A 23,251-nucleotide genomic window follows, 5' to 3' on the forward strand; every position below is an offset into this window, starting at 1 on the left:
GGAAACACCATGTCTTCAGATCGCCTTCAGCCCTTCTGCACGGTCCCCAACAGCCATTCCTTGAACGCCAGCATCGCCGGGCTCTGCGCCCGGGACTGCAAGCGGGTCAGCCAGTAGCTGCCGGTGGTGATGCCCACCGCGAACGGCTGGACGATGCTGCCGGCGTGCAATTGCCGGGCGAACATCAGCGGCGGCGCCAGGGCCACGCCTATGCCCTGCTGCGCAGCTTCCATCATGCCCAGGGACGAATCGAAGACGATGCTGCGCGCAGGCAGGGTGCTGGCCGGCAAGCCGGCGGCGCTGAACCATTCCGGCCATTCGTCGGTGCGGTAGGAGCGCAGCAGGGTCTGGCCGAGCAGATCGGCGGGGCTGCGCAGCTGTCGCGCCAGTTCCGGCACGCAGAGCACCGACAGCGGCGCTTCCAATAACTGGACAGCATCGGTGCCGTGCCAGGCGCCGTTGCCGAAACGGATGGCGTAGTCCAGGCCTTCGGCGGCGACGTCGACCCGGTTGTTGTGGGTCGACAGGCGCAGGTCGATAAACGGGTGGCGGGCCTGGAAGTCCTCCAGGCGCGGCAACAACCAGCCGACGGCAAAGGTACCGACCGCGCCGACGCTGAGCATTTCGCGGTAGTGCCCGCCTTCGAAGCGGCCGAGGGTTTCGGCGATGCGGTCGAAACATTCGCACAGCACCGGCAGCAGGGTTTCGCCCTCGCTGGTCAGCATCAGCCCGCGGGGCAGGCGTTTGAACAGGGTCACATTGAGCTGGGCCTCGAGGCTTTTCACCTGATGGCTGACCGCCGCCTGGGTCACGCACAGCTCGATGGCCGCGCGGGTAAAACTCAAATGCCGCGCCGAAGCCTCGAAGGCGCGCAGGGCATTCAGCGGCAGATGGGGTCGGATCATGACCACTCCCTAGTTTTTCTAATGGCTCCTGCGAAATATCGTCGTTTGCCGATCCTTCGTCGGCCGCCTACATTGAGCCGGCTCGCAGCGCGCTGCTCCCTGACTGCAATGGCAGGCGCTGGCAAAAGCCGCTCGGAGTGCAGCGGCCATCACTCTGCAAAATCATGGAATGCCAGCCCATCATGCACAACAAAAACCTAGCCCTATCTGGATTTTTCACCATTTCCCTGCTGCTGTCCGGCGCCAGCGCCTGCCTGGCCGCCAGCCAGCCGGACAGCGCGCTCAAGCCCCTGGTCGACGCGGCGATCCGCCCTTTGATGCAGCAACAGGACATCGCCGGGATGGCGGTGGCCATCACTCTCAAGGGCCAGCCCCATTACTTTAACTACGGCCTGGCCTCCAAAGAGGGGCAGAAAGCCGTCGACGCCGACACGCTGTTCGAGGTCGGCTCAGTGAGCAAGCTCTTCACCGCGACCCTGGGGGCCTATGCCCAGGCCAGCGGCAAGCTGTCCCTGAACGACCCGGCCAGCCGCTACCTGCCGGCGTTGAAAGGCAGCGCCTTCGAGCACATCAGCCTGTTGCAACTGGGGACCTACAGCGCCGGCGGCCTGCCGTTGCAGTTCCCGGCGCAGTGGGACAGCCAGGACAAGATGCTCGGCTACTACCAGGGCTGGAAACCGGCCTTTGCCCCCGGCGCCCAGCGCCTGTACTCGAACCCGAGCATCGGCCTGTTCGGCTACCTGGCCGCGCAAAGCCTGGGGCAGCCCTTCGAGCAACTGATGGAGCAGCGGCTGTTCCCGCAGTTGGGCCTGCAGCACAGCTATGTCCAGGTACCGAAGTCACAGATGGACAATTACGCCCAGGGCTACGACAAGGACGGCAAGCCGGTGCGGGTCGGCCCCGGCGCCCTGGATGCCGAGGCCTACGGGGTCAAGACCAGCGCCGCCGACCTGCTGCGTTTCGTCCAGGCCAACCTCAAGCCCGAGTCGCTGGCGCAACCCTGGCCGCAGGCCATCGCCCTCACCCACACCGGCTATTACCAGGTCGAGGGCATGACCCAGGGCCTGGGCTGGGAGCTGTACCCCTACCCGCTCAGCCTGGACGCCCTGCTGGCCGGCAACTCGTCGCAGATGGCCTTCGAACCGCACCCGACCCGCTGGCTCACCCCGCCCCAGGCACCGCGGGCCGATACCCTGCTGAACAAGACCGGTTCCACCGGCGGTTTCGGCGCCTATGTGCTGTTCGTACCCGGCAAGGACATCGGCCTGGTGCTGCTGGCGAACAAGAACTACCCCAACGCCGAACGGATCAAGGTCGCCCATGCCCTGCTCAAGGCCCTGGATGACGCGCAACCCTGAGAACAACAGCGACCGGCTCGGTTGACGGGCCGGTCGCTGGAGCGACCAGGAGCGCGTCGCAGCTATGACAACGCGCTCCGCGACGATGATCGGCGCTGGATAAAAACAGCGGAACGCGCCATCCTCCGCGTCTTTTTTCCGCGCAGCCCCTGGGGCGCACGTTTTTCCAAGGAAACCCTCCATGCACAACCAGCCGCTCAGCCCCGCCGAGTTCGAATTCATCGAAGACACCCTGCTCAAGTATGGCGACGACCACTCCGTGCTCAACCTGGCCGAGCTGGACGGTTTTTGCACCGCCCTGGTGTCCGGCCCGACCCAGGTGGACATCGCCGAATGGTTCCCGGCCATCTGGGGCGGGCAGAACCCGGACTGGCAGGACCCCGAGGAGTGCAAGCGCTTCATCGAACTGAGCGTGCGCCATCTGAACGCCCTCGCCACGGCGCTGGCGAGCGACTCGGCGAGCTTTCAGCCGCGCTTCGAACAGACCGAGCATCAGGACCAGCCGCTGACGCTGGCGGAAGAATGGTGTTTTGGCTACATCCGCGCCATGGCCGTGAGCAACTGGCCCGAGCTACCCGCCGCCCAGGCCGCCCAGCTGCAAGCCATCGTCACCTGCGCCGAACAGGACAACTTCGAACTGCCGGCCGACCTCGATCTGGCTCAGCATCGCCAGACCGTGGCCAGCGTCGAACAGGCGGCGCGTGGGCTGCACGATTACTGGTTGGCGCAACGCTGAGAGAGGCCTGGGGGCGGGTCCATCACGGCCCGCCCCAAGCGTGCGCGCTCAAACCGCAAAAACACAAAAGCCTCCCGCAGGAGGCTCTTGGCTCGGCCCGCCAGCGCGGGGTCAGAACGCCAGCTTGTAGCCGATGGAAAACAGCATGAGCGCCAGGAACGGCCGCAGCAGTTCGTCCGAGACGCGGCCGGTCATGTGGCTGCCGAGCCAGATCCCCGGCAGCGAGCCCATCAGCAGAAAGCCCAGCAGTTGCCAGTCCATGTTGCCCATGCTCGCGTGCCCCAGGCCGGCGACCAGGGTCAGCGGCACGGCGTGGGCGATTTCAGTGCCGACCAGGCGCTTGGTGGCCAGGAAGGGGTACAGGATGAACAGCGCCACGGTGCCCAGGGCGCCGGCGCCGATGGAGGTCAGGGCGACCATGGTGCCGAGGACCACGCCGGTGACCACCGTCAGGCCGTTGAGGCTGGAATCCTTCAGGTGGTAGTGATCGCCGGCGTGCTTCTGGGCAAAAGCCAGGAGCTTTTTCTTGAACAGGATCGCCAGGGCGGTGAGCAGCAGCACAAAACCCAAGGCCTGCTTGATCACGCTGTTCAGTGCTTGCGGGTCGGTGTGCAGGCTCTTGAGGAACCACAGGGTGGCCAGCACCGCGGGCACGCTGCCCAGGGTCAGCCAGCCAGTGATCTTCCAGTCGATGTTGCGGTTTTTCTGATGGACCAGCACACCACCGGACTTGGTGATGGCGGCGTACAGCAGGTCGGTGCCGACAGCGGTCGCCGGGTTGATACCAAACCACAACAGGATCGGGGTCATCAGCGAACCGCCTCCCACCCCCGTCATCCCTACGATGAAACCCACCAACAGGCCCGCGATTACAAAACCAAAATTACCCACATCCATCAATAAGCCCTACGCATCAACCGCGGCCAGGTAAAAAACTGGCGGCAGCATAGCGCTAATGCTTATGTCCATTTATATAAATAAAATCTAACGTTATAACTCTTTGCCTTTTTGCCATGTATTCAGCGCATATAACCTTTGGATTTCATGCGGCAGTCACATGGCGAAATGGGTTCGGAAGCGGCCGGGGAAAACCTTGGAAGCCGCGCCCTTTTCAACTCATTTTTTTACCGGAATCCGCTTCACCGCTTCGATCCAGTCCGGATTCAAGCGGTTCTGCTCGGTGTCCATGCCCAGGGCTTGCATCCGCTCCTTGTGCCGGTCGATCTCATGCACCGCCTGGCTCAACGCGCTGGAGTTGGCATCCAGCTGGTGCATCTGGGTCAGGCCCAGGTGGTAGAAGCGCAGCAGTTTCATCGCTGTCGGGTCCTGGGCCTCGACGCCCGCGGTGACGTGGTGCATGACGTTGGTCACGCTCATCAGGCTGCGCTTGAGCTGCCAGCCGTAGACCGCCGCGGCCATCCACGGCTGCGACCAGAAGCGCACGCGCATCAGCACCATGCTCAGCACCAGCCCGGCCAGCACGCCGGCGACATTGAGCTTGAAGTTATCGCCGCCCGGCGTGCCGAACAGCAGCACCGCTGCGCTGGACAGCAGCATGGCCAGGGACAGGAAAATCAGGGCAATGAACAAGGTACTGCGGCGGGTCTGCTGGCGAAAAAGCTCGGGGTTCTGCGGCTGGATCTCGAACATGGCGACGGTGCGCTCGCATGATGGACAGGCCGGCATTATCACCCTGCCCGCACCCGGAGATGGCGAATAAATCCGCGCTGCGACAATCCACCTCGGCCACGGGGGCACGCCGTCGAAGCCAAGCAGAAATTGGGAGGGATGCGGATCGAGCCTGCCGGGCGTCGAATGGCACGCCCGACGCGGACAAATGGACCGGCCCCTGGCGGAGCCGGTCCTCGTGGCTCAGGCCACCTGGCCCTTGGCCTGTTGCTCCAGGTGCAGTTGCAGCTCGGGGTCGATCCGCAGCGCCGCCGCCAGCTCGTCCAGGTAAGCGCGCTCGGCGTCCTGCTGATCGTCCACCAGCATCACGCTGGCCAGGTACATTTCCGCCGCCATGCCCGGCTCGCCCGCGGCCGACTGGGCCACGTCGGCGGCGTCCAGGGGACGCGCGACTTCGTCGTCGAGCCATTGCTGCAATTGCGGGTCATCGGTGTGACGGCCGATCTCGGCGCTGATCAGTTGTTTTTCCTGCTCGTCAATGCGGCCATCGGCCTTGGCCGCGGCGATCAGCGCGCGGAGGATGGCATGGCTGTGTTCTTCGGCTTCCGGGCCGGCCAGCTGGTCGACGGTACGCAACGCCTGTTGCGGCGCCGCCGATTGTTGCTGTTGTTGCCAGGCCTGGTAAGCCTGGAACGCCATCATCCCCAGGGAGGCCAGCGCCGCGTAGTTCATGCCACCGCCGGAGCGGCCCTGAGGGGCTCCACCGGAAGTCGCGCCGCCAGGGATCGCGCCGCCCAAGCCGGAACCACCCAGCAGGCCGCCCAGCAGACCACCCAGGCCGCCAGCGCCCGGGCCACCCGGAGCACCGCCGCCGCTGTTACCGCCCAACAGGCCGCCGAGCAAGCCACCCAGGCCTCCCAGCCCGCCCTGCGGTGCCGAGGCCCCGCCACCCTGCTGCGTCATCGAGGCCTGGCCGGCGCGCAGCAACTGTTCAAGCAAATCACTGGTGTTCATCGCATCGCTCTCTTCAGGCAGTTATTCAGATTGCCAACAATAGTCTTCGCCACGGCTTGCGCCAACTGCTTCCGCTTGGGCCCTACCTCCGCCTCGCCAATCACCCGCGTCATCCGCCAACTCCCAGGTCGCACCTGACGATCGGTACAAAGATTGAGTTGCAATAAAATATTACAAATATCATATTTCAACCGTAATATTCCTCCTCCAGGAACTTGTCATGACCAGCCTGCCCGCCATCGACCCTGTCACTGTCGCCACCGACCCGGCCCCGGTCAGGCCACCTTTGCTCAAGCGCCTGCTACTTGCCACCCTGGCGCTGGTGGCCCTGGCGGCGCTGGTGTTCTACAGCCTGCATTGGTGGACCAGCGGGCGTTTTATCGAACAGACCGACGACGCTTATATAGGCGGCGACGTGACGGTGATCGGCCCCAAGGTGTCCGGCTACATCGAGCAGGTGCTGGTCAGCGACAACCAGCGGGTCAAGGCCGGCGACCTGCTGATCCGCCTCGACTCGCGGGATTACCGCGCCAGCCTGGCCAAGGCCGAAGGCGCGGTGGCCGCCGAGGAAGCGCTGCTGGCCAACCTGGACGCCACCGAACAGTTGCAGCACGCGGTAATCAGCCAGGCTCGCGCCGGGATCGACGCCACCGCCGCGGAAATGACCCGCTCGCGCGACGACAATGCCCGCTACAAACGCCTGGTGGGCAGCTCGGCGGTGTCGGTGGAAAGCGCGCAACGGGCCGAGGCCGGCTTCAAGACCGCCCAGGCCCTCAACACCCGGGCCCAGGCTGAACTGCTGGCGACCCAGCGCCAGCTGCAAGTGATCGCCACCCAGAAACTGCAAGCCAAGGCGGCCTTGCTCCAGGCCCGCGCCGAGCGCGACCTGGCGCAACTGAACCTGGACTACACGGAAATCCGCGCGCCCATGGACGGGGTGATCGGCAACCGTCGGGCGCGCAATGGCGCCTACACCCAGGCCGGCGCGCAACTGCTGTCGCTGGTGCCGGCCAGCGGCCTGTGGGTGGACGCCAACTTCAAGGAAGACCAGCTGCAACACATGAGCCCGGGCCAGCGCGTAGTAATCCGCGCCGACGTGCTGCCCGGCCGGGAATTCCACGGCCACCTCGACAGCCTGGCCCCAGCCACCGGCGCGCAGTTCAGCGTGCTGCCACCGGAGAACGCCACCGGCAACTTCACCAAGATCGTCCAGCGGGTGCCGGTGCGGGTGATCCTCGATCCGCAGGACGCGGTGCTCGGCCAGTTGCGCCCCGGCCTGTCGGTGACGGCCGCGGTCAACACCCGCAGCGAACCGGCGGCGCCTGAACCCGCCGTGGCCAGCGCGCCATGAGCCGCGCCCTCGCCGCCCCGGCCCAGCCCCTGAATCCGGCCAACATGGCCACGGCGACCAAGGTCTTCGCCTTCGCCACTATGTGCATGGGCATGTTCATCGCCCTGCTGGATATCCAGATCGTCTCGGCCTCGTTGCGCGATATCGGCGGCGGGCTGTCGGCCGGCACCGATGAAACCGCCTGGGTGCAGACCAGCTACCTGATCGCCGAAATCATCGTCATCCCGCTGTCGGGCTGGCTGTCGCGGGTGTTCTCCACGCGCTGGCTGTTCTGCGCCTCGGCGGTCGGCTTCACCCTGGCCAGCCTGCTGTGCGGCCTGGCCTGGAACATCCAGAGCATGATCGTGTTCCGCGCCCTGCAAGGGTTTCTCGGCGGCTCGATGATCCCCCTGGTGTTCACCACCGCATTCTTTTTCTTCACTGGCAAGCAGCGGGTGATCGCCGCGGCGACCATCGGCGCGGTGGCGTCCCTGGCGCCGACCCTGGGCCCGGTGATCGGCGGCTGGATCACCGAAGTGTCGAGCTGGCACTGGTTGTTCTACATCAACCTGCTGCCAGGGATTTTCGTCGCCGTGGCGGTGCCCATGCTGGTGCGGATCGACCAGCCGGAACTGGCGTTGCTCAAGGGCGCCGACTACCTGAGCATGCTGCTGCTCGCGCTGTTTCTCGGCTGCCTGGAGTACACCCTGGAAGAAGGCCCGCGCTGGAACTGGTTCAGCGACAGCACCATCCTCGCCACCGCCTGGATTTGCGGATTGGCCGGGCTGGCCTTTATCGGCCGCACCCTGCGCGTGGCCAACCCGATCGTCGACCTGCGCGCCCTGAAGGAGCGCAATTTCGCCCTCGGCTGTTTCTTCTCCTTCGTCACCGGCATCGGCCTGTTCGCCACCATCTACCTGACGCCGCTGTTTCTCGGCCGGGTGCGTGGCTACAGCGCGCTGGATATCGGCATGGCGGTGTTTTCCACCGGGGTGTTCCAGGTGCTGGCGATCCCGCTGTATGCGTTTCTCGCCAACCGCATCGACCTGCGCTGGATCATGATGGCGGGCCTGGGGTTGTTCGCCTTGTCGATGTGGGATTTCAGCCCCATCACCCATGACTGGGGGGCCAGGGAACTGCTGCTGCCGCAAGCCTTGCGCGGTATCGCCCAGCAGTTGGCGGTGCCACCGGCGGTGACCCTGACCCTGGGCGGGCTGGCGCCGGCGCGGCTCAAACATGCCTCGGGGCTGTTCAACCTGATGCGCAACCTCGGCGGCGCCATCGGCATCGCTGCCTGCGCCACCATTCTCAACGACCGCACCAACCTGCACTTCACCCGCCTGGCCGAACACCTCAACAGCAGCAACGAAGCGCTCAACCAATGGCTGGCCCGGGTCGGCGGCAACTTCGCGGCGCTGGGCCAGAGCGGTGACGAAGGCGTCAGCGCCAGCCTGCGCCAGCTCTGGCAACTGACCTACCGCGAAGCGCAGACGCAAACCTACGGCGACGCGTTCCTGATGATCATGGTGTGTTTCATCATCGCCACGGCCATGGTGCCCCTGATGCGCAAGGTCACCCCGCCGTCGGCGCCATCAGCCGACGGCCATTGAGCCCGGGAGAATCAGGCCTGGGGCATTTTGCGGAAACCCACCGCCAGGCGGTTCCAGCTGTTGATGGTGGCGATGGCCAGGCTCAGGTCGACCTGCTCGCTGGGGCTGAACTGGCTGCTCAGCAGCTCGTAGTCGGCATCCGGGGCGTGGGTTTCGCTGACCCGGGTCAGGGACTCGGTCCAGGCCAGGGCCGCCCGTTCGCGGTCGGTGAAGAACGGCGTTTCGCGCCAGACCGAGACCGCGTACAGGCGACGCTCGGTTTCCCCGCTCTTGCGCGCGTCGGCGGTGTGCATGTCGACGCAGAAGGCGCAGCCGTTGATCTGCGAGGCGCGCAGCTTCACCAGCTCGATCAGCGACTTTTCCAGGGGCAGTTTCGAGACCGCGGTTTCCAGCGCGATCATGGCTTTGAGGGCGTCCGGCGAAGCGGTGTAGAAGTCGATACGCGGTTGCATGTGTGGCTCCAGATCCAGTGAATGTGGCGCTACGTTAAGCCCGGGCCCGGTCCCTACCAATAACCAATTGCGCCTAAGACCAGGTGACCAATGTCCCCGGTCTTCTGTGGGAGCGGCCACTCGACGCTCGATTGCCCTGGCGTCCGGTGGCCGCTACGCGGATCGCGCGCAAGCTGCGCGCCTGCAGGGGCCGTGCATGGACGCTCAGGCGCGCCGGCGCAGCCACTGCATAAAACCTTTTTTCACCGCCGGCCGCGGGGTTTCCTGGGTCAGCGTCTGGGCGATGTGCTGGCGGAAATCCAGGAGGTTTTTCATCGCGTCGCTGATGTCGCGCCGCGCGTCCAGGCACGGCTTGAGGTATTCGTTTTCGATGCGGTACAGGGTGCAGAAGGTCTTGGCCGAGAAGTCCGCCGCGGTCGCCTGATCGGCAACCCCCGCCTCGCCTATCACTTCGCCCGGCCCCATGCGCCCGGCCTCGAAAGGCTTGCCATCGCGGATCAGGCTGACCGAGACCACCCCCGATTCGATGATCAGCAGGTGATCGCTGACCTCGCCCGCCGGCAGGATGGTCTCGCCGGCGCGGAAGGTCTGCAGGGTCATGTTCTGGCTGAAGGTTTCCTTCTCTTCCTGGCGCAGGGTGGAGAAGATGCTCGAGCTGTCCAGCAGCGCCCGCGGGCGCGACAGCTGGGCCGCCATGCTGCTTTCACCGCTGGACAGCAGGCTGACGCCGGACGCCTGCAAGTGCCGGAAGGCCAGGTCGAACAGCTGGTTGCGCACTTCGCGCTTCTGCCCCATGGAGGCCACGAAACCGCTGATCTCGTACTCCACCCCGGCATTGCCCGAGCTTTTCAGGGCCACGCTGGGGGCCGGCTTGGGGAGCAGGAAACGGCAACCGAGCATGGCCCGCTCCAGCGCCTCGATCACCGTTTGCGGCCGCGCATGGGGGCTGACCTGGAGGCTGATGGAAAGCCCGTGCATATCGGCGGGACGGCTGAAGTTGATGATCTTGGCCTTGGCCGCCAGGGAATTGGGGATCACCGCCATGCTGCCCTGGGAGGTCTGCAGCCGAGTGGCGCGCCAGTCGATGTCGGTGACCCGGCCTTCGGTGCCGTCGATGGAGATCCAGTCATCGAGCTGATACGGCTTGGTGGTGTTCAGCACGATGCCGGAGAACACGTCGCTGAGGGTGCTTTGCAGCGCCAGGCCGACAATGATCGCCACCGCGCCGGAGGTGGCCAGCACGCCCTTGACCGGCAGCTCCAGCACATAGGCCATGGCGGCGATGATGGCGATCAGGAAAATCACCGCCCCCATCAAGTCCTGCAACAGCCGCCCGGTATGCCCGACCCGCTGCATCATCAGGGTGCCGAGCAACACCGTCAGAGTCCGCGCGCCGAACAGCCACCAAGCGATCTGCAACCCGGTGGCGGCCAGGTGCAGCGGCACGTCCTCCGGCCAGGGCGCCGCCTGCATCGGGTTCAGGCCCTGGTTGAACAGCAGCACGCTGTACAGGGTGAAGATCAGCACCCGCACCAGCAGCTTCCAGTAACCGCCCCGCGCGCCGATCAGGCGCCACAGCAGCATGTCCAGCAGGATCAGGACCAGCGCGGCGAACAGCGGGTGGTCGGCGAACAGGTTCGGCATCAAGCAACTCCAGCACGGTCAGAGGCGCGACAATCTCACACAAGCGACCTTGCAGGTATAGCCGGAGAAACAAAAACAGGGGCCTCATGGGAGGCCCCTGCCTGCAACGATGTTGCTCACTCCGTAGCCGCTGCCGAGCCCGCGAGGCTGCGATCGACCCCGCAGGGGGCGCAGGATCTTGAGATCGCTTAAGGACCTTCGGCCCTATCGCAGCCTGCGGCAGCGGCTACAGGGGTTGTGACCTACCGATCGGCGCTAACCCTGTAGCCGCTGCCGAGCTTGCGAGGCTGCGATCGACTGCGCAGCAGGCGCAGGGTCTTGAAACCGCTGGAGGACCTTCGGTCCTATCGCAGCCTGCGGCAGCGGCTACAGGGAATGGCGACACCTCCTATAGCCCGGTCGTGCTCGCTGCCTTGTGTAGCCGCCGCTGGCAGGTCACTTGCCCTGGGTCAGGGTGGTGTAGCTGGTGATCAGGTTGCGGTAGTCCGGGATGTGGTTGGAGAACAAGGTCCCCAGGCCCTCGATGTCGTTGCGCCAGTCGCGGTGCAGCTCGCAGGCCAGGCCGAACCAGGTCATCAATTGCGCGCCGGCGGTGGACATGCGGTTCCACGCCGAATCGCGGGTCAGCTCATTGAAGGTGCCGGAGGCATCGGTGACCACGAACACCTCGAAGCCTTCTTCCAGGGCCGACAGCGCCGGGAACGCCACGCAAACCTCGGTCACCACGCCGGCGATGATCAGCTGCTTCTTGCCGGTGGCCTTGATCGCCTTGACGAAGTCTTCGTTGTCCCAGGCGTTGATCTGCCCGGGCCGGGCAATGTACGGCGCGTCCGGGAACAGCGCCTTGAGCTCGGGCACCAGCGGGCCGTTGGGGCCGGTTTCGAAGCTGGTGGTGAGGATGGTCGGCAGCTTGAAGTACTTGGCCAGGTCGGCCAGGGCCAGCACGTTGTTCTTGAACTTGTCCGGGTCGATGTCGCGCACCAGGGACAGCAGGCCGGCCTGGTGATCCACCAGCAGCACGGCGGCGTTGTCTTTGTCGAGACGCTTGTAGGCAGTAGTCATGGGGTAGTCCTCGCTTCTTGTCGATACCGACTGGACGTCGGCGTGGGGGTGCAGGTTCAGCGCTGGGAGTCCAGCACTTCGTGCTCGTTCGCCACTTGCTGGGCCTTGAGGTAGCTCTCGATCAGCAACTGGTAATGCGGCATGGCCTGGGCGTAGACCGCGGCCCACTGCTCGGCGTCCGGGCGGTTCCACGAACCCTGCAGCTCGGAAAGCGTGGCCATGATGTCGATCGGCACCACCCCGGCCTGGGCCAGGCGGGCGATGGTCAGATCGGTGGCCAGCCGCGAATGGTTGCCCGAGGCATCGACCACCGCGAACACCTTGTAGCCTTCATGCACCGCGGCGATCGACGGGAACGCCAGGCAGACGCTGGTCAGGGTGCCGGCGATCACCAGGGTTTTCTTGCCGGTGGCCTCGACCGCCGCCCGGAACTCGGGATTGTCCCAGGCGTTGATCTCGCCTTTGCGCGCCACGTACTGGGCATGAGGTGCCTCCTGGTGGATTTCCGGGATCAACGGGCCGTTGGGGCCCTGGGGCACCGATGCGGTGGTGATCACCGGCATCTTCAGCAAAGTAGCGGCTTTCGCCAGGGCGATGGCATTGGCTCGCAGTTGCGGCACGTCCATATCCTTGACGATCTGGAACAGCCCGCTCTGGTGGTCGATCAGCAGCATCGCCGCGTCGTTGGGGTCGATGGTCGGCTTGGCGCCATTGAAGTTGGCAGCATTGAAGTTGTTCATGTGCAGTTCCTCTTTCGTCTAGGGCATTTATTGAAGGCATCAGCCATCCCTGGCCCTGAACCGGCCGACACGTCCTGTGCAAGTCGGTACGCGGGGTCAGCCAGGCATCTGGCCGAAACGACCGGACTGGAAGTCGACGAAGGCCTGGTGGATCTCGGCCTCGCTGTTCATCACGAACGGGCCGTGGCCGACGATGGACTCGTCGATCGGTTCGCCGCTGAGCAGCAGCACCACCGCGTCGTTGTTGGCTTCCAGGCTGAGCTGGTCGCCGTCGCGCTCGAACAGCACCAGCTGGCCTTCGCGCACCCGTTCCTGGCCGTTGACCTGGAGCGTGCCGCGCAGCAGCACCAGGGCGGTGTTGCGCCCCTCGTGCAGGTCGAGGGTCAGGGGCTTGCCGGCATTCAGGCGGATGTCCCAGACGTCGATCGGGGTGAAGGTGCGGGCCGGGCCCTTGGTGCCATCGTACTCGCCGGCGATCAACCGCAGGGTGCCGGCCTTGTCCTTCAGGGCGATGGCCGGAATGTCGCCATCGAGGATCGTCTGGTAACCGGGCGCGGCCATCTTGTCCCGCGCCGGCAGGTTGACCCATAGCTGGACCATGTCCAGGGTGCCGCCGGACTTGGCGAACGCTGCGGAGTGGAATTCCTCGTGGAGAATCCCCGAGGCCGCGGTCATCCATTGCACGTCGCCAGGGCCGATCTTGCCGCCGCTGCCGGTGGAGTCGCGGTGCTCCACCTCGCCCTTGTAGACGATGGTCACGGTTTCGAAGCCGCGATGGGGATGCTGGCCCACGCCGCGCCGTCCCTGGGTCGGGGTGAATTCAGCCGGGCCGGCGTGGTCGAGCAGCAGGAACGGGCTGATGTGCTTGCCCAGGTTGTCGTAGGAAAACAGCGTGCGCACCGGGAAGCCGTCGCCCACCCAATGGGCCCGTGGGCTGGTGTAGATACCGATGATGTTTTTCATGCGGGTGCCTCCGAAATGGGTGAGTTATTTCGTTGGATACACCTTAAAACTCATACCTTTGATGCACTAGACTGCAAAAATCGCTCTTAGCGTTCTATTTGGAGAACGATGGTGGAAGACCTCAATACCCTCTACTACTTCACCCAGGTCGTCGAACACCGTGGTTTCGCCGCCGCCGGACGCGCCCTGGACATGCCCAAGTCCAAGCTCAGCCGACGCATTGCCCAGCTCGAGGAACGCCTCGGCGTGCGCCTGATTCACCGCACCAGCCGCCACTGTTCGCTCACCGAAATCGGTCATGAGTACTACCAGCGTTGCCTGGCCATGCGCGTGGAAGCGGAAAGCGCCGCGGAAGTCATCGAGCGCAACCGTTCCGAGCCCCAGGGCCTGGTGCGCATCAGTTGCCCGACCGCGCTGCTCAACTCCTGGGTCGGGCCGATGCTGACCCGCTACATGCTCAAGTACCCGCTGGTGGAGCTGTTCATCGAGAGCACCAACCGCCGGGTCGACCTGATCCACGAAGGTTTCGACATCGCCCTGCGGGTGCGCTTCCCGCCATTGGAAAGCAGCGACCTGGTGATGAAGGTGCTGGGCAACAGCACCCAGTGCCTGGTCGGCCACCCGGACTTTCTCGCGCGCCTGTCGAGCCCCGCCTCGCCCGCCGACCTCAGCGGCCTGCCGAGCCTGCATTGGGGCGCGGCGCAACGCGAATACCAGTGGGAGCTGTTCGGCCCGGACGAGACGCTCGCGCAGATTCGCCACAAGCCGCGGATGGTCACCGACGACCTGATTGCCCTGCGCCAGGCGGCACTGGCGGGAATCGGCATCGTCCACCTGCCCAGCGTGGTGGTGCGCGACGATGTGGCCGCCGGGCGCCTGGTGCAACTGGTACCGGACTGGGCGCCCAAGTGCGGGATCGTCCATGCGATCTTCCCGTCGCGCCGTGGCCTGCTGCCGTCGGTGCGCACCCTGATCGACTTTCTCGGCGAGGAGTTCAGCCGCAGCGATATGACCTGAGGATGCGCTCAAGGTGAAGCCTGGCCGAATCTTCCGACCTGTGGCGTTTTTGACACTGGCCGAAATAATATTTCGAACATAATATTTTGCTCGTCATCTTGTTCCGCCCAATGAGGAAACGCCCATGCAAAGCCCATCCCGCGAGGCCACCCTGGCCCAGTGGATTGCCCAGGAACAGGCCATGCGCGCGCGCCTGGCCGCTCCGGGCAGCCTGTCCCTGGCCGAGGTCAGCGCCCTCTCCCCCGCCGAGTTCTTCGACGGCATCGGCAACGGCGAATTGCCCTCGCCGCCCATCGGCACGTTGCTGGACTTCATCCCCATCGAATGGTCCGCCGGACATTTCGTGTTCCAGGGCACCCCGGATGCCCGCCATTACAACCCGTTGGGCAGCGTGCACGGCGGTTATGCCGCGACCTTGCTGGACTCCTGCATGGGCTGCGCGATCCACACCCGCCTGAACAAGGGCCAGGGCTACACCACCCTGGACCTGCGCATCAGCTATGTGCGGGCCCTGACCGGCAGCAGCGGGCCGATCCGCGCCGAAGGCAAGATCGTCCACCTGGGCCGCTCCACCGCCCTGGCCGAAGGTCGGATCTACGACGTCGATGGCCGCCTGTACGCCACCGGCTCCACCACCTGCATGATTCTTGAAGCGCGTGGCTGAACCCGCCTCTGCGTCTTTAGAAGCGGGCTCGTTCGCGAAAAAACTGCGGCTTGCGCTCACCGGTGGCCGGGAGGACGTCTCGCGAGCAAGTTCGCTCCTACCAGGGATCGTGCCTGCTCGCGCATTCGTGATTCGCGGTAAAGATTGCTTTGCCTGTCCGGCGGTTTTTCTCAAGGATGCGGACCGGGATACTCGTGGCCTTTCCACTGCCATCTGGAGTCATCCATGTCTGTACCTGCTTTCGGCCTCGGCACCTTTCGCCTGCAAGGCCAGGTGGTCATCGACTCGGTCAGCACCGCGCTCGAGCTGGGCTACCGGGCGATCGACACCGCACAGATCTACGAGAACGAAGCCGAGGTCGGCCAGGCCATCGCCGACAGCGGCATCCCCCGCGACGAGCTGTTCGTCACCAGCAAGATCTGGGTTGCCAATTTCGCCCGCGACAAGCTGATCCCCAGTCTCAAGGACAGCCTGCGCAAGCTGCGGACCGACTACCTGGACCTGACCCTGATCCACTGGCCGTCACCGGACAACCAGGTGCCGGTCGAAGAGTTCATGGCGACGCTGCTGGAGGCCAGGCAACTGGGGTTGACCCGGCAGATCGGTGTTTCCAACTTCACCATCGACCTGATGCGGCAGGCCATCGCCGCGGTCGGTGCCGAGCACATCGCCACTAACCAGATCGAATTGCATCCTTACCTGCAGAACCGCAAGGTCGTGGAGTTCGCGCAAAGCCAGGGGATTCACATCACCTCGTACATGACGCTGGCCTACGGTGAAGTGCTCGAGGACCCGGTCATCCAGCAGATCGCCCAGCAGCATCGGGCGACACCGGCCCAAGTGACCCTGGCCTGGGCCATGCAATCGGGTCATGCGGTGATTCCCTCCTCGACCAGGCGCGCGAACCTGGAAAGCAACCTCAAGGCCTGTGCCCTGACCCTGAGCGAGGCAGAGATGCAACGCATCGCCGGCCTGGAGCGCGGTCATCGTCTGACCAGCCCCGCCGGCATTGCGCCGGCGTGGGACTGAGGTCTTAACGCACCACGGCATTCAACCGAATGCCGTCGGACGCGATCTCTTCCTCATTGGAACTGCCGGGAAACTTTCCAGCCGCCAGGGTCTTGCTCCGGCGGCCGGTGTCGATGGCCGCCATCAAACGGCTGAGGGTCTCGTGGTCCGGCAGCGACAGGCTGCTGATATACATCTTGCGCTGCGGACCGAATGGAATCGAAGGCACGCCGAGAAGCTCGGAGTCATAGACCAGCACATGACGGACCTGCGGGTTATCCATGCAGAACGCCACGATATCGAGCCGGGCCTGCAACCCCAGCGAAGCGCTGATGATCAGCAGGTCCATTGGCTCACTGCCATATTCCACGACGTTCAATACCTCGATGAGTCGATACATCGGTGCAATCCGGTAATAGCCCAATTGGTTCAGCACCCGCTCGATCTTCATTCGATGAAAATGCTGTTCATCGGCGATCAGGATTCGTAACGTTTTATTCGGCATTTTTTCGCGACCATGAAAAAAGTCTGAGATGACAGGCTCCAAGCCTATGAATAAAGGCTAGGGGAGCAGCCGATAGTTTTCTCTAAGGGTTTTCTGAAAAGCCCTACTCCACATTACTAAAATGCGGCTTTCCCCTACTTTTCGAGCCCGAAATGCTCGTTTCCCTGGGATATCCGCCCGCATCGGCGGCACACATCGGGTATCGATGGGCGGCCTTGGCCCCTGTTTTTTTGCCCGCTCCGGATGGCGCCAAAAGACCTGTCCGGCCCCGGCAGCGGCCATCAGCAAACCGCTGGCCAAGTGGCGGTTTCCACCTCCAGCAGCATGACGCAAGCCCTGTTCCCATCAACGGCGGGGCTATTCAGTATTCACAAGGTTCGGTCTTTGCCCGAGGAGGCGGGAGGATTGATATGGGCAATGAAGCGCTGGAGGATCTCCTGCGTGGCGCCCTGCACCCAGAGAATCTCCTGTAGCGCAGAGGCGCCGAGGACCACCGGCAATGCCTGTTCGGTACGACCGCCATAGATCAGGGCATGGCGGATCTGCGGGTTGCCCTGGCAGAACGCGCCGGCGTCCACCCCGGCGGCGAACGCCAGCTCGCCGCTGAGCAGCAACAGGTCGAAGTTCTCGAAGGGGTCGCAGGAATAGTGAGTCAGGGTCACCAGTTCGCGGAAAGACTCCACCGCCGCGATGCGGAAATACCCCAGGCCATTCAACAAACGCTGGATGCGCCCACACTGCTCCCGGGACGCATCGGCAATCAGTATTCTCAAGCGTTTGTTGGGCATCGGCGTGGCAACTATCGGTTGAACACAGAGGCCCGACAGACTATCCGATGGCCCCTGGCCAACTCTTTAAGACAATTCCCAAAAATTGCCGCGCACGAGAAGTTTCTCCCAGGAAAGCCCCCGCACGGGCGCTTTACTCGGTGGTGCTGGGGCTCCAGAACGCCTGCTCCACCAGGGCCGAGGTGGACAGCCGCGCCACCAGGGCGTCGAGTTCGTCGCCGTCCACCGAAGTGGTGGCCAGGGTGGCTTCGATCTCCACGTCGTCGTTGCCGAAGGCATGGACATCGATATCGCTGGCCGGGTAGTTGCTGCGTTCCAGTTCCGCTTCGAGCAGGGCGAACACGGCCTTCTGCTTGGAGCGATGGGCGATGACATAGACGATGTTGGTGACCTCGGCGGAGATCACATCCAGCGGCTGGCGGTTGATGTTGTTGACGATCGGCCGCAGCAGGGTGTTGGCCGCCAGCACGAACAGCGTGCCGAGAAAGGCCTCGAGAATCAGGTCGGCGCCGGCGCAGGCGCCCACCGCCGCCGAGGCCCAGAGGGTGGCCGCGGTGTTCAGGCCACGCACGTTGCCCTCCTCGCGCATGATCACCCCGGCGCCGAGAAAACCGATGCCGGACACCACATAGGCCACCACCCGCACCGCGCCCTCGGCGCCGCCGAGGCGGTTGGCCATGTCGACGAAAATCGCCGCGCCCACCGCCACCAGCACGTTAGTGCGCAGGCCGGCGGTGCGTTGCCGGTACTGGCGCTCGAAGCCGATCAGGCCACCGAGGATAAAGGCCGCGCTGAGGCTGACCAGGGTGTCCACCAGGGAGGTCAGGTTGATGTTCTGGAGTGCTTGCATGAAGGGAGTCCTTGAGTACGCGGCGGTCGGCTGCCGTTAAAGGATAGGTGCACTTCGCCGGTGCGAGCGGGCGGCGATCCGACGAGGCCTCGATGAGGCCGACCAGGGTGCCGGGTATCTTGCACCGACTGGCATTACGAGCAGATGGCGATTGCCGGTTAACCCTGTAGCCGCTGCCGCAGCTTATTGCCAGCCGAACCGGCGGATATAAAAGCCCTTCACCGCCTGGGTCAGCGCCATGTACGCCAGCAGGATCACCGGCAGGAACACGAAGTACAGCGACGGCAGCGCCTGCAGCTTGAAGTAGTGCGCCAGCGGGCCCATGGGCAGGAAGATGCCGATGGCCATGATCAACCCGGTCATCACCAGCAGCGGCATGGCCGCGCGGCTTTGCAGGAAGGGGATCTTCGGCGTGCGGATCATGTGCACGATCAGGGTCTGGGTCAGCAGCCCGACCACGAACCAGCCGGACTGGAACAGCGTCTGGTGGTCCGGGGTATTGGCATCGAACACGTACCACATCAGGGCAAAGGTACTGATGTCGAAGATCGAACTGATCGGCCCGAAAAACAGCATGAAGCGCCCGACGTCCGCCGGCTGCCAGCGCTGCGGACGGGCCAGCATTTCCTCGTCGACGTTATCGAACGGAATGGCGATCTGGGAAATGTCGTACAGCAGGTTCTGCACCAGCAGGTGCATCGGCAGCATCGGCAGGAACGGAATGAAGGCACTGGCCACCAGCACCGAGAACACGTTGCCGAAGTTCGAGCTGGCGGTCATCTTGATGTACTTGAGCATGTTGGCGAAGGTCCGCCGGCCTTCCAGCACGCCCTCCTCCAGCACCATCAGGCTTTTCTCCAGGAGGATGATGTCCGCCGCCTCCTTGGCGATGTCCACGGCGCTGTCCACCGAAATGCCGATGTCCGCGGTGCGCAGCGCCGGCGCGTCGTTGATGCCGTCGCCCATGAAGCCGACCACATGGCCGTTGCCCTTGAGCAGGCGGACGATGCGTTCCTTGTGCGAGGGCGTGAGCCGGGCGAAGACATTGGTGGTTTCCACGGCCTTGGCCAGCTGGGTGTCGCTCATGCGCTCGATGTCGTTGCCCAGCAGCAGGCCCTGTTGTTCCAGGCCGACTTCGCGGCAGATCTTCGCCGTCACCAGCTCGTTGTCGCCGGTCAACACCTTCACCGCCACGCCATGGGCGGCCAGGGCCTCAAGGGCCGGCGCGGTGCTTTCCTTGGGCGGGTCGAGGAAGGCCACATAACCGATCAGGGTCAGCCCCTGCTCGTCCGCCAGGCTGTAGCTGTCGCGGCCCCGCGGCATCGGCCGGGCGGCCACGGCCACCACCCGCAGGCCTTCGCCATTGAATTGGGCGGTGACCTGGCGAATCCGCGCCAGCAGCTCGTCGCTGAGCATTTCCTCGGCGGCGCCATGGCGCACCCGGGTGCACACCGCCAACACCTCCTCCACCGCGCCCTTGCAGATCAACAGGTGCGCCCGCTCCTTCTCGGCCACCACCACCGACATGCGCCGCCGGTTGAAGTCGAAGGGAATCTCGTCGACTTTCTGGAACGCCGTGCCGACCCTCAGCTCGCGGTGCACTTCGACGTGCTCCAGCACCGCCACGTCCAACAGGTTCTTCAGGCCGGTCTGGTAATAGCTGTTCAGGTAGGCCATTTCCAGCACGTCGTCAGACTCCTCGCCCCAGACATCCACATGCCGGGCGAGGAAGATCTTGTCCTGGGTCAGGGTGCCGGTCTTGTCGGTGCACAGCACGTCCATGGCGCCGAAGTTCTGGATCGCGTCCAGGCGCTTGACGATGACTTTCTTGCGCGACAGGAACACCGCGCCCTTGGCCAGGGTCGAGGTGACGATCATCGGCAGCATCTCCGGGGTCAGGCCCACGGCGATCGACAGCGCGAACAGCAGCGCCTCCATCCAGTCGCCCTTGGTGAAACCGTTGATGAACAGCACCAGCGGCGCCATGACGAACATGAAGCGAATCAGCAGCCAGCTGACCTTGTTCACCCCGTTCTGGAACGAAGTCGGCGCCCGGTCGGTAGCCCCGACCCGCTGCGCCAGGGCGCCGAAATAGGTGGCGTTGCCAGTGCTCAGGACCAGCGCGGTGGCCGCACCGGACACCACGTTGGTGCCCATGAACAGGATGTTGTCCAGCTCCAGCGGATTGAGGGTGGCGGCGTCCTGCTGGCGCGGGAATTTCTCCACCGGCATCGATTCGCCGGTCATCGCCGCCTGGCTGACGAACAGGTCCTTGGCGCTGAGCACCCGGCAATCGGCGGGGATCATGTCGCCGGCCGAGAGCTGGATCAGATCGCCCGGCACCAGTTGCCGGATCGGCAGCTCCAGGCGTTGCTGGCCCTGGCTGGCAACCGCCGCGCCATGCAGCCGGGCGAACACCGACGGCGCGGCATCGACCACGTTGCGCCGCAGCACCGTGGCGGTGTTGCTGACCATTGCCTTGAGGGCATCGGCGGCCTTGTTCGACTTGGCCTCCTGCCAGAAGCGCAGCAGCGTGGAGAGCACCACCATGGAAAAAATCACCGTGGCCGCCTTCATGTCTTCGGTCAGCCAGGAGATCACCGCCAGCAGGGTCAGCAGCAGGTTGAAGGGGTTCTTGTAGCAATGCCACAGGTGCGTCCACCACGGCAGCGGCTGCTCGTGCTCGACCTCGTTGAGGCCATGCTGCTCGCGCAGGGCCTGGGCCTCGGCCTCGCTCAGGCCATCGGTGTGGCTGCCGAGGCGTTGCAGCAGGTCCGTGGCATCGTCGTTGGCCGCAGCCACCAGGGTCTGCGCGAGGCTGGGCGGCAGGTCGCGGCTGACGCTGGCGTCGCTGAAGCTCTCCAGCAAGGCCAGGCGGCGAAAGTGCCGGGCGAAGTGCCGGGTCCGCAGGAAGCCGGCAAAAAACTCTTTGAGCAGGGTGAGGTTCATGGTGTGTCCCCTAACGGTCGGCGCCGCAGGACTCACAGCCAGGTCTGGTTCGCCGGCCGCGCAAACAGGCGCAGCCGTAGCGCGGCGATGCGCCAGGCATCACCCACTGTTGCAGTGTCGATGAGAGAGACATCGGGAACGGGCCCTGAAGGCCACGCTCGGGAAGCCGCCGCTCGCGGTCATGGCGAGACAACGGCACAAAAAAGCGGGCGCGTTATCTTGCCGGGAAGGCGCCGGTTAGCGAAACCGGCCGACTACTGTCACTCGAACAAGTACCCACTGTGGGTCTCCGCTTGATGGAAAACGCGCGAAGCTTACGCCGCGGTTTTTGCGGAGTAAATCGGCGGCAAAGGCCCGGACGGGGGAATCGAAAAGTTCTTCAGCGAAGGTTCAGGAAGGGGCTACGGACAGGCCCCAAAGGCAGGAAATGCGGGGACGTCTGCCCCCTGTCGTGGGCAAGCTCGCGCCTACAACGATAAGGCGATCCTGTAGGAGCGAGCTTGCTCGCGAGGCGTCCGGTCAACCCACGACAGAGACCGGCCATGCCATTGTTTCGCGAGCACGCTCGCTCCTACAACGTTACCCGGGCAATCAGCTGGCGGTGGCCAGCAGCAGGTCGCGCACCGAACGGCTGTGGCGTCCTTTGTCGTGCTCGTACAACGAGGCGGCGATCTCCTCGGCGCGGATTGGCAATACCGACAGCAAGGTGTCGCTCAGGCCGTGGCTGGCCTGGCTGAAGCCCTGGGTGTAGATGCCGGCCTTGCAGCGCTCGTCGGTGATGACCCGGTAGTTGCGGTCCACTTCGAAGTCGCCCAGGTAGGCTTCCAGCGGCGCCAGCAACGCACGGTGAGTCTGGCGCTCGTAGCCGGTGGCCAGGATCACGGCGTCGTAGTGGCGGGTGCTCAGCTCGCCGGTGGAGGTGTTGCGCAGCACCAGTTCGACGCCCTGGGCGGTGGCGGTGGCTTTCTCCACGGTAGTCAGGGTGCGGAAGGCATGGCGCGCGATGCCGGAGACTTTCTGCCGGTAGAGAATCCCGTAGATGCGTTCGATCAGGTCGACATCCACCACCGAGTAGTTGGTGTTCTGGTACTCGTGGACCAGGCGTTCGCGCTCACCACTCGGCTGTTGGAACACCAGGTCGGTGAAGGCCGGCGAGAAGACTTCGTTGACGAACGGGCTGTCGTCCGCCGGCTTCAGCGCCGAACCGCGGACCAGCATGTCCACCTGCACCGAAGGGAAGCTGTCGTTGAGGTCGATAAAGGCCTCGGCGGCGCTCTGCCCGCCACCGATGATCGCCACGTTCATCGGCTGGCCGCTGGCGCACGGCTGGCTGGCCATGCGTTCCAGGTAGTGCGCGTGGTGGAACACCCGGCCGTCGTCCTTGAGCGCCTTGAAGGTGTCCGGGATCAGTGGCGTGCCGCCAGGGCTGACCACCACCGAACGGCTGGTACGGACAAACTCCTGGCCCTGGCTGTCGCGGGAAATCACCCGCAGCGCCTCGACCTGCTGGTTGTGCAGCACCGGCTCGATGGCCAGCACTTCTTCACCGTAGCGGCTCTGTTCCTGGAAGTGCCCGGCGACCCAGCGCAGGTAATCGTTGAACTCCATGCGGCACGGATAGAAGGTGCCCAGGTTGATGAAGTCCACCAGGCGGCCGTGGTGCTTGAGGTAGTTGACGAAGGAGTACGGGCTGGTCGGGTTGCGCAGGGTCACCAGGTCCTTGAGAAAGGAAATCTGCAGGTCGCTCTGGGCCACCAGCGTGTTGCCGTGCCAGCGGTAGTCGGCCTGCTTGTCGAGAAACAGCGCGTCCAGCGGACCCTGAATCTGGCCACGTTCTTCCAGCGCGATAGCCAGCGCCAGGTTCGAGGGGCCGAAACCGATACCGATCAGGTCGTGAACGATGGTCGATGCAATTGCCTGTGTCATTTCCAGTGTCCTCTGGATAAATCCCTCAACGCGGGGAGAAATCGACGGTGACCTGATCGGCCCATGGCGAGGCAGCAGGTCGTCTGTTGAGTAGGAACGAG

General features: G+C 64.6%; 21 protein-coding genes. 7 read left to right on the forward strand and 14 right to left on the reverse strand.

Features of this window, described 5'->3' with window-relative positions; genetic code table 11:
- Nucleotides 1–26: 26 nt before the first annotated feature.
- Nucleotides 27–905, reverse strand: coding sequence for a LysR family transcriptional regulator (locus BMY68_RS24230; RefSeq protein WP_062825203.1), 879 nt, complete (start codon nucleotides 903–905; stop codon nucleotides 27–29).
- Nucleotides 906–1,087: 182 nt separating this feature from the next.
- Here BMY68_RS24230 and ampC point away from each other — a divergent pair, with 182 nt between their 5' ends.
- Entirely contained in the window at nucleotides 1,088–2,263 is a 1,176-nt protein-coding gene (ampC, locus tag BMY68_RS24235; protein WP_085533919.1) for a class C beta-lactamase, read from the forward strand.
- Between the two features lie 181 nt (nucleotides 2,264–2,444).
- On the forward strand, nucleotides 2,445–2,999 hold the full coding sequence (locus BMY68_RS24240) for a UPF0149 family protein (RefSeq protein ID WP_085533917.1): 555 nt from the start codon (nucleotides 2,445–2,447) through the stop codon (nucleotides 2,997–2,999).
- Nucleotides 3,000–3,110: 111 nt separating this feature from the next.
- On the opposite strand, the gene BMY68_RS24245 is transcribed toward BMY68_RS24240, so the two are convergent.
- From BMY68_RS24245 to BMY68_RS24255, 3 genes are all read right to left on the reverse strand, one after another.
- Complete coding sequence (locus BMY68_RS24245) at nucleotides 3,111–3,896, reverse strand: sulfite exporter TauE/SafE family protein (RefSeq protein ID WP_037004885.1); 786 nt, start codon at nucleotides 3,894–3,896, stop codon at nucleotides 3,111–3,113.
- Between the two features lie 219 nt (nucleotides 3,897–4,115).
- A complete protein-coding gene (locus BMY68_RS24250; protein WP_085533915.1) occupies nucleotides 4,116–4,649 on the reverse strand; it encodes a DUF3087 family protein in 534 nt (177 codons plus the stop codon).
- A gap of 222 nt (nucleotides 4,650–4,871) precedes the next feature.
- Nucleotides 4,872–5,642, reverse strand: a complete 771-nt coding sequence (locus BMY68_RS24255; RefSeq protein ID WP_009044783.1) for a DUF533 domain-containing protein — start codon at nucleotides 5,640–5,642, stop codon at nucleotides 4,872–4,874.
- Between the two features lie 220 nt (nucleotides 5,643–5,862).
- Here BMY68_RS24255 and BMY68_RS24260 point away from each other — a divergent pair, with 220 nt between their 5' ends.
- Together BMY68_RS24260 and BMY68_RS24265 are read left to right on the forward strand one after the other, a co-directional pair.
- Nucleotides 5,863–6,993: an HlyD family secretion protein gene (locus BMY68_RS24260; RefSeq protein WP_085533913.1), complete on the forward strand. Its 1,131-nt coding sequence runs from the start codon at nucleotides 5,863–5,865 to the stop codon at nucleotides 6,991–6,993.
- On the forward strand, nucleotides 6,990–8,582 hold the full coding sequence (locus BMY68_RS24265; protein ID WP_085533911.1) for a DHA2 family efflux MFS transporter permease subunit: 1,593 nt from the start codon (nucleotides 6,990–6,992) through the stop codon (nucleotides 8,580–8,582). The genes BMY68_RS24260 and BMY68_RS24265 overlap by 4 nt, the downstream gene beginning before the upstream one ends.
- A gap of 11 nt (nucleotides 8,583–8,593) precedes the next feature.
- Here the strand turns inward: BMY68_RS24265 and BMY68_RS24270 are convergent, their stop codons facing one another.
- The 5 genes from BMY68_RS24270 to BMY68_RS24290 form a co-directional block, all read right to left on the reverse strand.
- Complete coding sequence (locus BMY68_RS24270) at nucleotides 8,594–9,034, reverse strand: carboxymuconolactone decarboxylase family protein (RefSeq protein ID WP_009044786.1); 441 nt, start codon at nucleotides 9,032–9,034, stop codon at nucleotides 8,594–8,596.
- 204 nt (nucleotides 9,035–9,238) lie between these two features.
- Nucleotides 9,239–10,678 carry a mechanosensitive ion channel family protein gene (locus tag BMY68_RS24275; RefSeq protein ID WP_085533909.1) on the reverse strand — a complete coding sequence of 480 codons (1,440 nt, stop codon included), beginning with the start codon at nucleotides 10,676–10,678 and terminating at the stop codon, nucleotides 9,239–9,241.
- Nucleotides 10,679–11,113: 435 nt separating this feature from the next.
- On the reverse strand, nucleotides 11,114–11,740 hold the full coding sequence (gene ycaC / locus BMY68_RS24280; protein ID WP_062825195.1) for an isochorismate family cysteine hydrolase YcaC: 627 nt from the start codon (nucleotides 11,738–11,740) through the stop codon (nucleotides 11,114–11,116).
- Between the two features lie 56 nt (nucleotides 11,741–11,796).
- The gene (locus tag BMY68_RS24285; protein WP_062825194.1) at nucleotides 11,797–12,480 is read right to left on the reverse strand and encodes an isochorismatase family protein; all 684 of its coding nucleotides are present in this window, start codon (nucleotides 12,478–12,480) and stop codon (nucleotides 11,797–11,799) included.
- 96 nt (nucleotides 12,481–12,576) lie between these two features.
- Nucleotides 12,577–13,443, reverse strand: a complete 867-nt coding sequence (locus BMY68_RS24290; protein WP_085533907.1) for a pirin family protein — start codon at nucleotides 13,441–13,443, stop codon at nucleotides 12,577–12,579.
- Between the two features lie 108 nt (nucleotides 13,444–13,551).
- Here BMY68_RS24290 and BMY68_RS24295 point away from each other — a divergent pair, with 108 nt between their 5' ends.
- From BMY68_RS24295 to dkgB, 3 genes are all read left to right on the forward strand, one after another.
- Nucleotides 13,552–14,460 (forward strand): LysR family transcriptional regulator, encoded by a 909-nt coding sequence (locus BMY68_RS24295; RefSeq protein ID WP_009044791.1) that lies wholly within the window; start codon nucleotides 13,552–13,554, stop codon nucleotides 14,458–14,460.
- 124 nt (nucleotides 14,461–14,584) lie between these two features.
- Nucleotides 14,585–15,124 (forward strand): PaaI family thioesterase, encoded by a 540-nt coding sequence (locus BMY68_RS24300; protein WP_062825192.1) that lies wholly within the window; start codon nucleotides 14,585–14,587, stop codon nucleotides 15,122–15,124.
- A gap of 225 nt (nucleotides 15,125–15,349) precedes the next feature.
- A complete protein-coding gene (gene dkgB, locus BMY68_RS24305; protein WP_009044793.1) occupies nucleotides 15,350–16,153 on the forward strand; it encodes a 2,5-didehydrogluconate reductase DkgB in 804 nt (267 codons plus the stop codon).
- 4 nt (nucleotides 16,154–16,157) lie between these two features.
- Here the strand turns inward: dkgB and BMY68_RS24310 are convergent, their stop codons facing one another.
- The 5 genes from BMY68_RS24310 to BMY68_RS24330 all read right to left on the reverse strand — a co-directional run bounded on the left by BMY68_RS24310 (nucleotide 16,158) and on the right by BMY68_RS24330 (nucleotide 23,150).
- A complete protein-coding gene (locus tag BMY68_RS24310) occupies nucleotides 16,158–16,637 on the reverse strand; it encodes a hypothetical protein (protein WP_009044794.1) in 480 nt (159 codons plus the stop codon).
- A 368-nt stretch (nucleotides 16,638–17,005) separates the two neighbouring features.
- Entirely contained in the window at nucleotides 17,006–17,425 is a 420-nt protein-coding gene (locus BMY68_RS24315) for a hypothetical protein (RefSeq protein ID WP_085533903.1), read from the reverse strand.
- Between the two features lie 133 nt (nucleotides 17,426–17,558).
- On the reverse strand, nucleotides 17,559–18,275 hold the full coding sequence (locus tag BMY68_RS24320; RefSeq protein ID WP_007927856.1) for an MgtC/SapB family protein: 717 nt from the start codon (nucleotides 18,273–18,275) through the stop codon (nucleotides 17,559–17,561).
- 183 nt (nucleotides 18,276–18,458) lie between these two features.
- Nucleotides 18,459–21,224, reverse strand: a complete 2,766-nt coding sequence (gene mgtA, locus BMY68_RS24325; protein WP_085533900.1) for a magnesium-translocating P-type ATPase — start codon at nucleotides 21,222–21,224, stop codon at nucleotides 18,459–18,461.
- Nucleotides 21,225–21,815: 591 nt separating this feature from the next.
- Nucleotides 21,816–23,150: a lysine N(6)-hydroxylase/L-ornithine N(5)-oxygenase family protein gene (locus BMY68_RS24330; protein WP_062825188.1), complete on the reverse strand. Its 1,335-nt coding sequence runs from the start codon at nucleotides 23,148–23,150 to the stop codon at nucleotides 21,816–21,818.
- Between the last annotated feature and the right edge of the window lie 101 nt (nucleotides 23,151–23,251).

The sequence above is a fragment of the Pseudomonas sp. NFACC41-3 genome (assembly GCF_900109505.1).
Taxonomy (GTDB): Bacteria; Pseudomonadota; Gammaproteobacteria; order Pseudomonadales; family Pseudomonadaceae; genus Aquipseudomonas; species Aquipseudomonas chlororaphis.